This is a genomic window from Streptomyces sp. NPDC051218 (genome assembly GCF_044455475.1).
Lineage (GTDB): Bacteria > Actinomycetota > Actinomycetes > Streptomycetales > Streptomycetaceae > Streptomyces.
In genome coordinates this window covers 37,639-52,272 of sequence record NZ_JBITEU010000013.1, presented here as the reverse complement: position 1 = coordinate 52,272, position 14,634 = coordinate 37,639, and the positions used below count along the sequence as shown (strand labels likewise).

General features: G+C 70.8%; 14 protein-coding genes. 6 read left to right on the top strand and 8 right to left on the bottom strand.

What is annotated here, in order from left to right; translation table 11 throughout:
• Positions 1-99: 99 nt before the first annotated feature.
• From ACIBCK_RS33760 to ACIBCK_RS33750, 3 genes are all read left to right on the top strand, one after another.
• On the top strand, positions 100-963 hold the full coding sequence (locus ACIBCK_RS33760; RefSeq protein ID WP_399396449.1) for a class I SAM-dependent methyltransferase: 864 nt from the start codon (positions 100-102) through the stop codon (positions 961-963).
• Complete coding sequence (locus tag ACIBCK_RS33755; RefSeq protein ID WP_399396447.1) at positions 960-1,646, top strand: GNAT family N-acetyltransferase; 687 nt, start codon at positions 960-962, stop codon at positions 1,644-1,646. The genes ACIBCK_RS33760 and ACIBCK_RS33755 overlap by 4 nt, the downstream gene beginning before the upstream one ends.
• Positions 1,647-1,750: 104 nt before the next feature.
• Positions 1,751-3,418 carry a PucR family transcriptional regulator gene (locus tag ACIBCK_RS33750; RefSeq protein WP_399396445.1) on the top strand — a complete coding sequence of 556 codons (1,668 nt, stop codon included), beginning with the start codon at positions 1,751-1,753 and terminating at the stop codon, positions 3,416-3,418.
• A 292-nt stretch (positions 3,419-3,710) separates the two neighbouring features.
• Here the strand turns inward: ACIBCK_RS33750 and menC are convergent, their stop codons facing one another.
• The 5 genes from menC to ACIBCK_RS33725 form a co-directional block, all read right to left on the bottom strand.
• Positions 3,711-4,811, bottom strand: coding sequence for an o-succinylbenzoate synthase (gene menC / locus ACIBCK_RS33745; RefSeq protein ID WP_399396443.1), 1,101 nt, complete (start codon positions 4,809-4,811; stop codon positions 3,711-3,713).
• Positions 4,812-4,855: 44 nt separating this feature from the next.
• Positions 4,856-5,674 carry a GNAT family N-acetyltransferase gene (locus tag ACIBCK_RS33740; protein WP_399396441.1) on the bottom strand — a complete coding sequence of 273 codons (819 nt, stop codon included), beginning with the start codon at positions 5,672-5,674 and terminating at the stop codon, positions 4,856-4,858.
• Complete coding sequence (locus tag ACIBCK_RS33735) at positions 5,671-6,762, bottom strand: M20 family metallopeptidase (RefSeq protein WP_399396682.1); 1,092 nt, start codon at positions 6,760-6,762, stop codon at positions 5,671-5,673. Before ACIBCK_RS33735 ends, ACIBCK_RS33740 begins: the two co-directional genes overlap by 4 nt.
• Before the next feature lie 237 nt (positions 6,763-6,999).
• Positions 7,000-7,962 (bottom strand): acetylxylan esterase, encoded by a 963-nt coding sequence (locus ACIBCK_RS33730; protein WP_399396439.1) that lies wholly within the window; start codon positions 7,960-7,962, stop codon positions 7,000-7,002.
• A gap of 44 nt (positions 7,963-8,006) precedes the next feature.
• On the bottom strand, positions 8,007-8,903 hold the full coding sequence (locus ACIBCK_RS33725) for an SGNH/GDSL hydrolase family protein (RefSeq protein WP_399396438.1): 897 nt from the start codon (positions 8,901-8,903) through the stop codon (positions 8,007-8,009).
• A gap of 107 nt (positions 8,904-9,010) precedes the next feature.
• Here ACIBCK_RS33725 and ACIBCK_RS33720 point away from each other — a divergent pair, with 107 nt between their 5' ends.
• Complete coding sequence (locus tag ACIBCK_RS33720; protein ID WP_399396436.1) at positions 9,011-10,243, top strand: PucR family transcriptional regulator; 1,233 nt, start codon at positions 9,011-9,013, stop codon at positions 10,241-10,243.
• A 3-nt stretch (positions 10,244-10,246) separates the two neighbouring features.
• Positions 10,247-11,386: a winged helix DNA-binding domain-containing protein gene (locus ACIBCK_RS33715; protein ID WP_399396434.1), complete on the top strand. Its 1,140-nt coding sequence runs from the start codon at positions 10,247-10,249 to the stop codon at positions 11,384-11,386.
• A gap of 24 nt (positions 11,387-11,410) precedes the next feature.
• Here ACIBCK_RS33715 and ACIBCK_RS33710 read toward each other — a convergent pair whose 3' ends face one another.
• Positions 11,411-12,499, bottom strand: a complete 1,089-nt coding sequence (locus ACIBCK_RS33710; RefSeq protein ID WP_399396432.1) for a polyprenyl synthetase family protein — start codon at positions 12,497-12,499, stop codon at positions 11,411-11,413.
• Positions 12,496-12,912, bottom strand: coding sequence for a VOC family protein (locus ACIBCK_RS33705; protein ID WP_399396430.1), 417 nt, complete (start codon positions 12,910-12,912; stop codon positions 12,496-12,498). The genes ACIBCK_RS33710 and ACIBCK_RS33705 overlap by 4 nt, the downstream gene beginning before the upstream one ends.
• Before the next feature lie 126 nt (positions 12,913-13,038).
• Between ACIBCK_RS33705 and ACIBCK_RS33700 the strand changes: the two genes are divergently transcribed.
• Positions 13,039-14,172 (top strand): hypothetical protein, encoded by a 1,134-nt coding sequence (locus ACIBCK_RS33700; protein WP_399396428.1) that lies wholly within the window; start codon positions 13,039-13,041, stop codon positions 14,170-14,172.
• An 11-nt stretch (positions 14,173-14,183) separates the two neighbouring features.
• Here the strand turns inward: ACIBCK_RS33700 and ACIBCK_RS33695 are convergent, their stop codons facing one another.
• Entirely contained in the window at positions 14,184-14,552 is a 369-nt protein-coding gene (locus ACIBCK_RS33695; RefSeq protein WP_399396426.1) for an STAS domain-containing protein, read from the bottom strand.
• Positions 14,553-14,634: the final 82 nt, after the last annotated feature.

Sequence of the window (14,634 nt, the reverse complement as noted above, 5' to 3'; positions counted from 1 at the left end):
GGCGCTCCGCGGCGGAAATCCCAACTGAAGGAGTGATGTATGTGCTCGCAGGAGTGACGCTCCTTGCTGGGGCGCCGACAGAGTTGTGACCATCGCCGGATGAACGGACAGAAGCGGAAGGCCGAGTTGGATGGCGTCGCCGAAACGACGCTATGGACGTTGCACCACCGCGCTCTGGCCGCGAAGCACCCTCGCTCGGCACTGCGGGACCCGAAGGCGATCGAAGTGATCGACGCGGTCGACTACCCCTTCGAGGGGCGGTTCGGCACCGGCAACTGGGGTTACGCCCAAGGGATGGCCGTACGGGCGCGGTGTTACGACCGCGAGGTGCGACGTTTCCTCAGGGACCACCCGGACGGCATGGTCGTCTCGCTCGGGGAGGGTCTCGAAACGCAGTTCTGGCGGGTGGACAACGGCCAAGTGCGCTGGCTCGGGGTCGACCTGCCCGAGGTCGCGGCCCTGCGCCGACGGCTGCTGCCGGACGAGCCACGGCACCGGATGCTGCCCTGTTCGGCCACCGACACACGGTGGATGGACGAGGTCGACGCCTCGCGCGGGGTGCTGATCCTCGCCCAGGGAATGCTGATGTACCTCCCCCGGGATGTCGTGCACCGGCTCATCGAGGACTGCGCCGCCCGATTCCCGGGAGCGGAGCTGGTGTTCGACACCCCGCCTGCCTGGATGGCCGCCCGCACCGAACGCGGTCGGTGGAAGTACCCCGCGGGGTACCGTCCGCCGCCGATGCTCTGGGGGATGACACCGGCGGAACAGCGCACGCTGCGCGCGGTGCACCCGAACGTCGCCGCCGTGCGAGCGGTGCGCGAGCCACGGGGCCGGGGCTTCCTCTGCGGGTGGGTCCTGCCCCTGGCCAACGTCCTTCCTGCGTTCCGTGCGCGGAAACCACTCTGGGTCACGCGCGTGTCGTTCGGCCCGACGAAACATCACCAAGGAGTCAGCAGATGACGGAACGCCTGGAAGCCGAGCGAGAGCAGATCCACCTCTGGCCTCCGCGGGAAGCGCCCCTGGCACGCGTCGATGAACGGCCGCCCCCGGTGCCGGAACAGCGCGGGGTGCTCATCGAGGGCGGCACGCTGCGACTGCGGGAGTTCCTGCCCAGCGACGTCGACGGCGTACTCGGCATCTTCGGCGACCCCCGTACGACCCGGGAGTTCGGTATGCCGCCCTTTCGGCGCCCCGACGCCGCCGCACTGGTCGAACAGGCCAGGGCAGGCGCCCGGCGGACGCCCCGCACGCACTACCGCCTGGGTGTCAGCGAGATCGCCACGGGTGAGTTGATCGGCTCGGCGAAGCTGATCGTCGAGGATCAGTCGGGTGAGGGCGGGATGGTCCGCGTCGGTTACCGCAGCGCGGAAGTGGGGCTGGCCCTGCGCGCCGACCGGGTCAGCGTGGGCCACAGCGTCGAGATCGGCTTCCTGCTGGGTGTCCTCGGCTTCGACCGGCTCGGCCTGCACCGCGTCTGGTCGGGATTCATGCCGTCGAACGTCGCCGCGCAGCGGGCCATCGAGAAGGCCGGCATGGTGCGGGAGGGGCGGCTGCGCCACTACGGGCACGTGGACGGCGTGTGGCACGACATCGTGCAGTACTCGATTCTCGAGGACGACTGGAAGGCGCTGCGCGGCCGCTGAGCGCGTGACGTCGGCTGCCGGTCGGTACGCGGCGACGATTTCCTGTCGCCAACTTGTTCCCCCGCACGAACGTCGGTGACAGTCGCCCCTCTTAGCCTGAGGTGGTGACCAGCGACGTGCCGACGAACCTTCGCACCAGCCTTGCCCGTGTGCTCGACGATTTCGGCCCTGCCCTGCTCGATCTCGTGCACGGCAGCACCGAGCCGGCGGAGCCGTCCGAGCGGACCGATCTGACTGACGGGGTCGGCGGGGTGGTGATCCATGACCCGGGGGACGTGGTCGCGTACCCGCCGCGCGCCATCGTGCTGGGCGTGGGCGTCTACGGGACGGAGGCGATCACCCGGCTCCTGCGCGAGCTGGGCGAGCACGGTGCGGCGGCCCTCGTGGTGCGCGGCCCGGTGGAGCGGGACGAGGCGCTGGCCGCGGCTTCGGCGGCCTCGGGGGTGGTGCTGGTCAGCCTGACGCAGGGCGCGTCGTGGTCGCAGCTGACGGAGCTCCTGCGGACGGTGCTCACCGAGGGGGACGTCGGCGACGCCGAGGTGGAGTCGCTCGGGGGAGTGCCTTCCGGTGATCTGTTCGCGCTGGCCAACGCCGTCGCGACGCTGCTGGACGCGCCCATCACGATCGAGGACCGGCGCCAGCGCATCCTGGCGTTCTCGGGCCGTCAGGACGAGGCGGACCAGTCGCGTGTCGCCACGATCCTGGCCCGCCAGGTGCCGGACGGATATCTGCGGATCCTGGAGAGCCGCGGCGTCTTCAGTGAGCTGTACCGCAGCGACCGCCCTGTGCACATCGCCCCGGCCACGGTCGAGGAGGGGGAGACGGCCATCCCGCGCGTGGCCGTCGCGGTGCGCGCCGGTGACGAGTTCCTCGGGTCGGTGTGGGCCGCGGTCGAGGAGCCGTTGGCCTCCGATCGCGAGCAGGCGTTCCAGGACGCGGCGAAGCTCGTCGCCCTGCACCTGCTGCGCCACCGGGCGGGCGCCGACGCGCAGAACCGGCTCAGGGCCGACCTCGTGAGCACCGTCCTCGAAGGCGGCACGGGCGCGGTGGACGCCCTGGCCCGTCTCGGCCTGGTGAACGAGCCCACGGTGGTGATGGCCATGGGACTCGCCGGGGAGAAGAGTGATCACGCTCAGCTGGCGGCGGAGCGACAGCGGCTGACCAGCGCCCTCGGTATCCACCTCAACGCGGTGCAGCCACGGTCGGCTCTCGCTCTCCTCGGCGACGTGGCCTACGCGGTCGTCCCGGTACCCGCGGACCCGGCAGCCGGGCGGGAGCGGGCGGTGCAGATCGCGGACAACTTCCTGGAACGTGCCGGAAAGCGGACGCGGGTGGTGATCGGCATCGGGTCGGTGGCGACCGACCCGTCGGCGCTCGGCCACTCACGCACCAGGGCGGACCGGGCGCTGCGGGTGCTGATGAGTGACCTGGGCAGCAGGCGGGTCGCCTCGATCAGCGACGTGCACGTCGACGCGCTGCTGCTCGACCTGCGGGACCTGGCCGCCGCGCAGGGGGACGAACTGCTCGGCCCGGTGGCCCGGTTGGTGGAATACGACGCCAGGCATCGCTCCCACCTGGTCGAGACGCTGCGCGCGTGGCTCGACGCCTTCGGCGACGTCATCGCCGCGTCGGCGAGCGTGTTCGTCCACCCCAACACCTTCCGCTACCGCATCCGGCGGGTCGCCGAGGTGGCGCAGATCGATCTGGGGGACCCCTCGGTGCGTTTCGCTCTCATGCTGCAGCTGCGATTGATGCAGCCCGCCGTCACGTAGCGCCGCCCGGGGGCCGACTCAAGTACCGTCTCCGGGCGTCTCATCGATGGCGGGCATCGGCTCTTAGCGTCGGCGCACGGATCGAGCTCGTCGACCTGAGCAGGCAGGCCGCTTTCCTCAGCGGATGGCATCCGGGCGGGCCCAGGCGCCGCGAACCCTGCCGTACGTCGCTGGTCCAGAAGCCGATGTGATCGAACCTGGCTCCGCCGGACGAGTCCCAGGGGCTGCCCGGAGCCCCTTCGATGAGCTCGATGAAGGGCGGCAGTCATCCGTCCATGATCCCGCAGAGCCCCTACAGCTGGATCCACTCCTTGGCCGTCGTCACCCCTTCAAGGATCGCGTCCACCGGCTCCACGCCGAGCCCCGGTCCGGTGGGTACGTCGAGGTGACCGTCGGCGAGTTCGAAGGGTTCGGTGATGTCCGTGGCGAAGTAGCGGCTGGAGCCGGAGGTGTCGCCGGGCAGGGTGAAGCCGGGCAGCGCGGCGAGCGCGACGTTGGCGGCGCGGCCGAGTCCGGTCTCCAGCATGCCTCCGCACCACACCGGGACGCCGTGGGCCACGCACAGGTCGTGGATGGCCTTGGCCTCCAGGTAGCCGCCGACCCGGCCCGGCTTGACGTTGATGATCGAAGCGGCGCCCAGCGTGATGGCGGCGGCGGCGTCCTCGGCGGACTCGATGGACTCGTCCAGGCACACCGGCGTACGCAACTGCTTGGCGAGCGCCGCGTGTTGCACCAGATCGTCGTCGGCCAGCGGCTGCTCGACCAGCAGGAGGTCGAAGGCGTCGAGTTTGGCTAGCTGACGTGCGTCGGCCAGGGTGTAGGCGGCGTTGGCGTCCACCTGGAGCAGCAGGTCGTCGCCGAAACGCTCGCGTACGGCGCGGACCGGCTCGATGTCCCAGCCGGGTTCGATCTTGAGCTTGATGCGCACGTAACCCTCGTCGATGAAACCGCCCACGGAGTCGAGGAGTTCGGGGATCGAGTCCATGATGCCTACCGAAACACCGCACGGCACGCGCTCGCGCTCGGCGCCGAGGAAGCCGCCGAAGGACTGCCCCGTGGCGCGCAGTTGGGCGTCGAGCACGGCCGTCTCCAGAGCCGCCCTGGCCATCTTGTGGCCCTTGAACGGCTTCAGGGCGCGCTTGACGGCGTGGGCGTCCGCCACGGCGGGCAGCGCCGGGATCAGGAAGCGGCGCAACACGTCGGCCGCCCCGTCGACGTACTCGGAGCAGTAGCGCGGTTCGGACATGGCGACGCACTCGCCCCAGCCCTCGCCGTCGGGCGTGACCACGCGCACGAGCAGGACGTCGCGCGCGGTCTCGACGCCGAAAGAGGTCCGGAACGGCGCCCGGAGGGGCATCGCGATCCGCCGCAGTTCAATTCCGTTGATCTTCATGGTGCTTGAGCTCCTGGGGGATGGGCGAGGGAGGGGACGGGAGGCTACGCGGTGGTGTCGCGCGTGACGACGTACGAGGTCCGGTCGTGGAAGCCGGTGACGCGGGCGCCCTCGTCAAGGAGACCGCCGAGCACGTCGCGCAGCGCGAGGCGCCACTCCTTGGCCGCGCCGGGGTAGGTGCGCCGCAGCCCTTCGATGTCCGGTGGGACCTCGACCAGCAGCGTCGAGGCGTCCCCGCGGCCGACTGCGGGCAGGCCGTCGCGTACGGACAGTGCGGTCGTGGCATGGTCGGGGACCGCCACGGGTGCGGGGCGAGACTCCGAGGCGGCGATCGCGGCCTCGTCGTTCAACTCCCAGGCGATGAGCGCCCGATCGGTGTCGTCACCGCCGTTGATCACGTCGTCCATCGGCCCGTAGAAGCTGGTGAGGTACTCGACCGGCCGGCCGCCCAGCTTGGTCAGATTGAAGTGGGCGTTGCGCCGCACCAGCGGGTCGTAGGTCCACGTGATCCGGCGCAGTCCACGGGCCAGGGCCCACTGGCGCTGGTGGAGTTTGAGGGCGAGGCCCGCTCCGCGTCCGGGCAGCGCACCGGTGACATGCGAGTGCAGGGCCTCGCCCGCCGGGGCCGCGAAGAAGGCCACGGACGCGCCGACGAGCCGGCTGTCGTCGAAGGCTCCGGCGACGTAGTTGCCCGCGTGGGAGAGCGCCCGCATCTGCTCGACACCCATGGGAGAGCTGCCGGGGGAGCTGCCCCAGATCTCCTCGAACAGCGCGTTGGCACGCTCCAGTTCCCGCAGTTCATGCAGCTCCCGTACGACTAGACCGTGCGGCGTGGGCGACTCCTGTACGCCGATGGTGCTCACCGGGCCACCTCCTCGACGAGGGCGGCGAGCAGCCGGGCGCGCGGAACCATCTCCGCGACGATCAGGTGCTCGTGGTCGGCGTGAGCTCCGCCGCCGACAGCGCCCAGGCCGTCGAGCGTGGGGCAGTCGAGCCCGGCGGTGAAGTTCCCGTCGGACGCCCCGCCGACCGCCGCCGACGACAGCGTGCCGAGGCCCAGGTGGGCGGCGAGACGATCGGCTCTCTCGAACAGGTCGGCGGATGAACTGGTCTCCAGAGGAGGCCTGTTGGGGCCGCCACGTACGACGAGGCTCGCCCCGGGCACGGTGGTCTTCAGCGCACGCATCGCCACGTCCACCCGCTCCTGCGCGCTGAGTGTCGGGACACGGACGTCCACCGAGACGCGTGCCTCTGCGGGCACCGTATTGGTCGTCGTGCCCGCTCCGACCACCGTGGGGACCACGGTGGTGCGCCAGTCCTGCGGGGCATCGATGTTGATCTCTTCGGCCAGCGCGTCAAGGGCGAGGATCAGATGAGCGGCCTCCACCGCCGCGTTGATGCCCTTGTCCGGCTCGAGGCCGGAGTGGGCCGCCTTGCCCCGGACCACCAACTCGTAGGCGGAGGTGCCCTTGCGTGCCGTCTTCAGACCGCCGCCGTCCGCCGACGCCTCCAGGACGAAGGCCGCCGCGCACTGCCGTGCCATCTCCTCGATCAGCGGCCGCGAGGCGTCCGAACCGACCTCCTCGTCGCCGGTCACCAGGACGCAGACCCCTTCCAGGGACGGCAGGGAGGCCAGGGCGTGGAACATCTGCACGAGGCCGGCCTTCATGTCGAAGATCCCCGGGCCGCGCGCGATGCCGTCTCTCACCGACCACGGGTGAGTGGCCAGCGAGCCCATCGGCCACACCGTGTCGTGGTGTCCGAGCAACAGCACCCGGGGTGTGCCGAAGGACCAGCGTAGGTGTGTGACGCCGTCGACGACGATGCGTTCGGGCGGGACGCCCAGGTGTCGGGTTCCCTGGGCGGCCACCACGTCCGCGCTGCGCGCCACCGCGTCCAGGTCGGACGAGAAGGACTCGCACACCACCAGTTCCTCGAGATCCGCGAGCATCTCGGGAAGGTGAAGCGCCCGCTGCCCCGGCATCGCGTCGCTCACTGCGTCCTGCCCCGGCATCGCACCGCTGACTGGGTGCGTGTCGGCGACGACTGTTCGGCTGTTCGGATCCTCGGTCACCTGCGACTCCTCCTCGAATACATGCCTACGACGCTATTCGAGCCCGAAGCGACGCAGTTCGTCGAGGCGAACCAACATCCAGGAGCCGTTCCGTATCCCTGGACGACTCAGCCGTCAGTCCTCGTGACCCACCGCCTTGGCGTTGCGCCGGAAGTCCGACCAGACAGGTGAGGTGCACGCGGTGCAGACGTCGAAGAACTCGATGCGGGCCTCTTGGTCGCCCATCAGGAAGTAGCGGAACCAGGCGGTGACCGGCCCCCGGAACCCGCCTCCGTCCCCGGCGGGAGTGACGTGCGAGGCGCCCGCCAACTCCCCGTAGACAGCGGGGACATGGCTCGCGCTCTGGTAGCGGGGGATCACCAGGAGTTCGGGGATCACCACCGGGTCGTGCTCGCCGCCCAGGATGAACATGGGGCCCTTGAGATCGCTGATCCTGCCCTGAGGGCCCGGCTCGACGGGAACGGTCACGTCGACGCGCGGGTCGGCACCGGCGTTGATCGCTCCGCCGCCGCCCTGCGAATGCCCCGACGCGCCGACCTTGTCCAGGTCGACCTTGCCGTAGTACGGGCTTCGGGGATCGGCGTCGGCCTTCTTCAGCACGTCCAGGCCGTTGAGCATGGCAGTGCCGGATCCGGACTGCGTGGTGTTCGCGGCGACCACGATGAACCCGTGGGAAGCAAGGTGCTTCAGGAGCCCGTCGTAGACCACCGGCGTCACGAACGAGCCGTTGCCCCAGATGATCACCGGGTGCTTCGCGCAGCCTCTGCTGCCGAGTTCGGTGGGGCGCAGGATGGTGTGGCCCAGCCCGGCGCGCTCCTTGGTCACGGCGAAGGGACCGTCGTCGGCCCAGCGTCCGCCGACCGACGGGCAACTGTCGGCCGTGCGGGCGGCCGTAGCGGGACCGGTGGGCGGCTGCGCGACTCCTTGGCCCGTCAGCGCGGCCGACAGCGCGAGCGACGTGGCCAGCACGGTGGCGGATCGGCGCACCCTGGAGGTGGCGGGCACGGTGGCGGACCGCCACAGCCTGGAGGTGGCCGGCACGGTGGCGGACCGCCACAGCCGCTGCTTCTTCGGCATGGGGATCTCCTGTCCTGGGGTGCGGGTCCTGGGTCGGGGGGCCGTCACGGACGCGCCGCGGCCTCGGCGACGGCTGTCCCGAAGGCCGCCATCCCGCGGGCGTTGGGGTGCAGCGGCGCCGCGACGCTGGTGGGCACCAGGCCCTCGATGTAACGCTCGGCCGGGGCGGCGCAGGTGTCGTGCCCGGCGCTGACGGCAGCGGTGTCGACGAACGTGGCGCCGTGGGCCCGGCTCTGCTCGGCGAGCACGCCGTTCAGCTGGTTCACGCGGGCCTGGAGGTAGTTGGCGTCCTTGTCCCAGAGGGGCTGGGTGGGCCAGCAGCCGTCCTTGCGGATGTAGGTGGCGTACCCCGCGACGACGATCCGGGCGTTCGGTGCGCGCCGATGCACCTCGTCGAGGGCCTTGCCGAAGGTGGCGCTCCAGGCGGCGATGGCTTTCGCGGTGGGGTCGCCCTTGGCCGCGGCGGTGTCGGCGCAGGAGATCCCCGTCGGCTTCGGCAGGAGGTTGACGCAGCCGAGTGCCTTGCTGACGAGGCTGACGTCGTTGCCGCCGATGGTCAGGGTCACCAGGTCGGTGCTCGGTTCGAGGGCCTCGTACTGGGGCGGCAGCAGGCCGAACTGGCGGCCGGAGAAGTCGCTGACCTTCGCGCCCGAGCAGCTGACGTCGGTGAGCCGCGCGTCCAGCGCCTCCGCGACGACGGCCGGGTAGTTCCGCCCGGAGCGCAGGCACGACCACTGGCTCTGGTCGGGGATGAGGGGCCCTGCCGCGAACGAATCGCCGATGGCGACGTACTCCAAAGGGTCCTCGGCCTGCGAAGACATCTGCGAAGACATCTGCGACGGCACCTGCGAAGACACCGCGCCGGCCGGAGACACTCCGAGGACGCAGGCGGACAGGGCGGCGGCCATGACCGCGGTGGTGCGGGCGCGTGTGGGGCGCACGGGCTCTCCTGGGTGGGGTGTACCGGGGGTAACGGACGCCCTTATGATCCGGGCCATCGCCGCCTTGGTGTTCTAGGCGCGCAACCAGACTTTCCGAGGGATCAGTTGTGACCGGTGACAAAAGCGTGAGCCGCTTCCTGATTGCCGACGTGCCGAGGCTGGCCGCGACCGTCACCCGGCGCATCGCGGACGACCTGCCGGTCTACGGGCGACTGCCCGCCGAGGAACTGCACGGGGACGTCCGGGCCATCGTCGACATGACGATCCGCGCCTTCGCCGAGGTGCTGCGCACCGAACGCATGCCGCCCCCGGAGTTCCTTGAGACGGTGCGCCGCTCGGCGGCCAGACGCGCGGAGGAACGCCTCCCCGTGGAGGCGGTCGTCAGCGCCTACCACTACGGGGCCCGCATCTGCGTGGAGGAGGTGGCGGCGACGGTCGAACCGCACGACCTGATCGAGGCACACCGGTTGCTGCTCGACTGCCTGCGGGAGATCACGGCAGCCGTCACCTCGGGCTACGTCGAGGAGAGCCAGTCGCTGATAGGGGAGCGCGACGCGGCCCGCCACACCGTCCTGTCCGCCCTGCTCGACGGCAGGGGACCCCAACTCGACTCCTCCCACCTGGGGATACGCCTCCCGCCGTGCTATCTGGTGCTCGCCTTCACCATCGGACGCCACCCCGACGAGGACCGCGAGGACGTCGACGCCACCGTGGCATCCCGCCGCAAGATCAGACGCCTGCGTACGGAGCTCGACCGCGCCCTCGGACACCCCGTCCTCTCCCGCCTGTCCGCCGACGAGGGCCTCGCGCTCGTCCCGTCCGACGCGGCGCCGGACCGGGCGGCCGACATTGACCGGGCCCGCATCGAGCGGCTGACGGCGTCCCTCATCACCGTCAGCGGAGTTCCCCTGATCGCGGGTGTCGCCGCGAGCACCCCGGCCGACGTCCCGCACGCCGTCCGCCTCGCCACCGAACTGCGCGACACCGCGGCGGGCACGGGACGACCGCCCGGCGTCTACCCCCTGACCGCGCTGCTCCTCGACTACCAGCTCACCCGCGCCAGCCCGGCCCGCGCACACCTGGCCGCGCTGCTGACCCCGTTGGCGGACGGCCCGGACCTGCCGACGACCCTGCGGACGTACTTCGCCTCGAACCTGGACCGCCGCGAGACGGCGGCGCGCCTGCACGTGCACCCCAACACCGTGGACTACCGCCTGCGTCGCATCGCCACCCTGACGGGCCTCGACCTCGCGGCCCACACCGATCTCCTGACGCTCCGGGCGGCACTGAGCGCGTACGACGCGACGAGCGTGAGGCGTGCGAGAAGGGCAGAATCCTGAACCGTGACGATCACCGCGCGTGAACTCAACCGAGCGACCCTCAGCCGCCAACTGCTGCTGGAACGTGAGCCACTGACCGTCCAGGAAGGCATGCGGCGCGTGGTGGCGCTCCAGGCACAGCAGCCGGTCTCGCCCTACCTCGCTCTGTGGAACCGGCTCACCGGTTTCACCGCGGCCGACCTCGACGCGGCGTTCACCGAGCGTTCACTGGTCAAGGCGACCCTGATGCGGATCACGCTGCACGTCGTACACGCCGGTGACTATCCCGCCTTCCGTGCGGCGATGCAGCCGACGCTGTACGCCTCGCGGCTCGGCTTCCGCTTCGCCGCATCGGGGCTGACCCCGGCGGACGCCGACGAACTGGTGCCGGAGCTCCTCGGCTTCGCCGACCGGCCGCGGACCTCGGCACAGATGCAGGCGTGGGTCGAGGAGCGGCTCGGCGCGGAGAAGAAGGAGGGGGCGTGGTGGGGGCTCAAGGCGTACGCGCCGTTGCACCATGCCCCCACGGAGGCGCCCTGGTCGTTCGGCCTCCGGCCGTCCTTCGTGGCTGCCCGAAAGGGGCCCGTGCCGACAGGCCGGGCGGTGGACCCTCAGGCGCTGCGGACTCTGATCCTGCGCTACCTGGCAGGGTTCGGACCCGCGTCGGTCGCGGACGTGGCGCAGTTCGCCATGGTGCAGAGGGCACCCGTCCGCGCGGCGCTCCTCGCTCTGGGCGACACCGTCGAGCGGCTCCAAGGCCCGGAGGGGGCGGTGCTGTTCGACCTTCCCGGCGCCTCTCGGCCGCCCGCCGACACCCCCGCACCTGCCCGGCTCATGGCCATGTGGGACAGCACTCTGCTGGCGTACGCCGACCGCAGCAGGGTGATACCTCCGGCCTACCGGCCGTGGGTGATCAGGCGCAACGGCGACGTACTGCCCACCTTGCTGGTGGACGGGCAGGTCGCCGGTGTGTGGCGCCCGCTGCATGACGGCATCGAAGTCACGGCCTTCCACCCTCTGGCGCCCGCCACGTGGGACGAGATCGCCGGTGAGGCCCAGTCCCTGACAGCCTTCATCGGTGACCGCGAGGCCGCGGTCTACAGCCGCTTCCACCACTGGTGGGCGAAGCTCCCCGAGGCCGATACCGAGGTGCGGATGCTGTAGCGGCGCCGCCGGGACTGCGCGGCGTCATCGGTTCCGGTGGGTGTTCCAGAGAGGCAGTTGCTCGAAGAGGGCGACGGCTTCGCCGTTCCAGTGCCGGTGCCAGGTGCTCGCTTCGGCCGACGCGGCGTGGGCGTAGTGATCGATGGTCTTCTGCAGGCGGGTGTGGACGTCGTGGCGGTGGGCGATGTCGCGGATACGGTCGACGGTCCGATGCGGGGAGTCGGCGCTGCCCAGAGCGGACTTGACGGTCTCGTGATCGTCACCGCTGGTGACGGCGAGGAGCTCGCGGGTCAGGTAGGTGTGGCGGCCGGCCCGCAGATCGGCGCCCGCGGGCTTGCCCGTGACAGCGGGGTCGCCGAAGAGGTCGAGGTAGTCATCGCGTATCTGGCCGCTGAGACCGGCCAGTTGGGCATAGCGGCGCAGGCTTTCCTCGTGTTCCGCGAGGTTCTGGCCCGCGGCGAGCAGGCCAAGGCGCAAGGGGGCGAGGACGGTGTAACGCGAGGTCTTGTACTCGCACACGGTCTCCAGCAAGCCGTCGTCGGCCGAGGACCTCGATGCGTTCACATCGCGTTCCAGGTCGAGGACCTGGCCGAGCACGGTGTCGGTCGTCACCCCGAGCTGGACGTCGAGTAGGCCCTGTTTGCGGTCGGCGGGCAGGTCGGCCCGGGACAGGACGCGCAGGGCGAGGAAACCGGCGAGATCACCCGTCATCATGGCCAGTCCCAGCGCGGCCTGCGGGTGGTTCGGGAGGTCCTCGCGGCACGCGTAGTACGTCGAGGGGCCACCGCGTCGCGTCGGTGAGTCATCCATGATGTCGTCGAGGATGAGCGCATGGCTGTGCAGCAACTCGAGGCTCAGCGCGGCCTCCACAAGCCCCGGGACCTCTTCCCGGGTGACGAGACCGGCGGCCTCGTGGAGCAGGGTGGTCCGGATCCGTTTACCTCCGCGCAGCGACAACTGTGCGAGAAGGTCGAGACATCGAGCCGGGAAGCGGCCGAGCTGCGCCCCGTTGAGGTCGTCCGCGAGTTCGGCGAAGTATGTCGCGAAGGACACTTCGAAGCGTTGCTGGTGAGCGGCGGCACGCTCCAGGGCGCTGACGGCGTGGCTGTTCATGGGCGTTCGGGCCGGCCTTCCTGCTGGGTCACACTGCCGCTGGGCGCTCGGCTGAGGTCGACCACGCAGAAGAGGTTGTCGTCCGGGTCGGCGAGAACTACGAAGTCCGGGTCGGGCGGATAGAGGTCCCTTGGGACGGCTCGCGCACCCAGTGAGACCAGCCGCTGGACCTCTGTCTCCTGTTCCTCAGTGGTGTCGGTGAAGAGGTCCAGATGGAGACGGGGCCGGGCTTCGGCCGGCGACGCGCTGTGCATCAGACCAAGAGCCCGGCCCGATCCGTCGGCGTGGTCGAGCGTCCGCCATTCCTCGCTCTGCCACTCCTCGGTGGCGACCAGGTCCAGCGCCTGTGTCCAGAAGGCGACCGCGCGGGGGATGTCGGCGACGCCGATGACGGGGATTCCGAGCTTCAGCATGCGTATGAGCCTAGAGCCCCGTCACGACTGCCGAGAGCACTGCCACGTCTTGTCACATGCGTGGCTAGACCTCTGTGGGGCGGGGGCTCACGGTGGTTCCTTCCACCCACGCGGAGGGATTCAGCGATGAAACGAAGACGGTTTGTGGCAGGGGCCATCGGCACACTCTCAGGGATCACGCTCGCTTCGGGCCAGGCACGGGCCGACGCCCCGCCGGTATCCCGTACTCAAGGCTGGCAGCCCGTACCGGCACCTGGCAGCACCCCGGCCGCGCAGTTACGCCGCATCGCCGCCGCCGGGCCCCAACTGGCCTGGGCCGTCGGCGAGGAGGGGCGCGCCGGGCCTTCGCAGGGGCGGGCACTCGCCATGGTCTGGAACGGCAGCGCCTGGTCGAAGACCGACCTGTCGCATCTGGACTACGCCGGGCGGCTGAGCGACGTCGCCGGCACCTCCGCCGGCGCGGCGTGGAGCGTGGGTCTGCCCGCGGGGAACGCGAGCCCGCTGCTGCGCTGGGACGGAACCACCTGGCGCGAGGCGGAGTTCCCCGGCAAGGGCGAACCGGGAGTCCGACTCGAATCGGTGGCGGTCGGTCCCGACCAGCGCGTGTGGATCTGCGGCAGCCGGGACGGCGCTGCCCGCCTGCTGCTGGGCGAGGGACAGAAGTGGCGATGGCTGGAGCCCCTGCCTGTCGCGAGCGCCAGTCTGTACCGGATCGTGCTGCGCGCACCCAACGAGGTCTGGGTCAGCGGCGACCAGGCTTCGGGCGGCGGCTGGTCGGGACTCGTGGCCCGCTGGAACGGTACGTGGACGGTGCTGCCGCCGATCGCGGGCGCCCGCCTGAGCGTCAGCGACGTACACGCCGCCGCCCCGGACGACGTATGGGCCGTGGGCGCCGACGCCGGTGTCGGCGGCCCGCCGGGACGTCCGGGCAACCCTGTCCTGGCCCACTGGGACGGCACGGCCTGGACAAGGGTGCAACCCGGCTTCACCGTCGGTGCGTTGAGCGGTATCGCGGCCGACGCGCAGGGCCGCGCCGCATGGATATCGGGCTGGAACTACCAGGACCAGAGCCGCAGCACGTACCTGCGCCGGGACGGCAGCACCTGGTCCGTCGTACGAGGCCCGGCGAACGCGGCACCCGCCCCGTACCTGAACGACGTGACGCCCATCCCCGGCACCGCGGGATTCTGGTCGGCCGGCATGACGAGCCCCACCCCGGCCCCTCCGACGGCGGCCTACACGGAGCGCTTCGGCACCTGAGACGGACAGCGTCAGGGCATGCCCGGGGCGCCGTCCCCCGGGTCATGCCTCTCTTCGGTCCTGTGCTGCTCCGCCAGCAGCCCGTACACACCAAGGAGCTGGAGGATCTGCCGCACGGCCCTGGAGGGATGCAGCACGACGAGCCGGCCGCCCGCGGCTCGGCACCGTTCGTGATGCGACAGCAGGACGTTGACGCCGGAGGAGTCGATGAAGGTGACGTTCGCGAGATCCATCTCGACACTCTTGGCCAGCAAGGGCTCAAGGACGGTCCTCAGCGAAGCCGCGCTGTCCATGTCCAGGTCTCCGCCCACACGCATCAGCACGGGGTCGAGACCCAATACCGTGTCGACATGCAGCGGCTGGGGTGTGGCGGGAGCCATGCTTCGTGGTCTCCTCGGTACGCGGAACGGCTGGCCGGGCGGTAGATCGCTTCGTCGCGCATGAATATGCCCCGAAATGCCG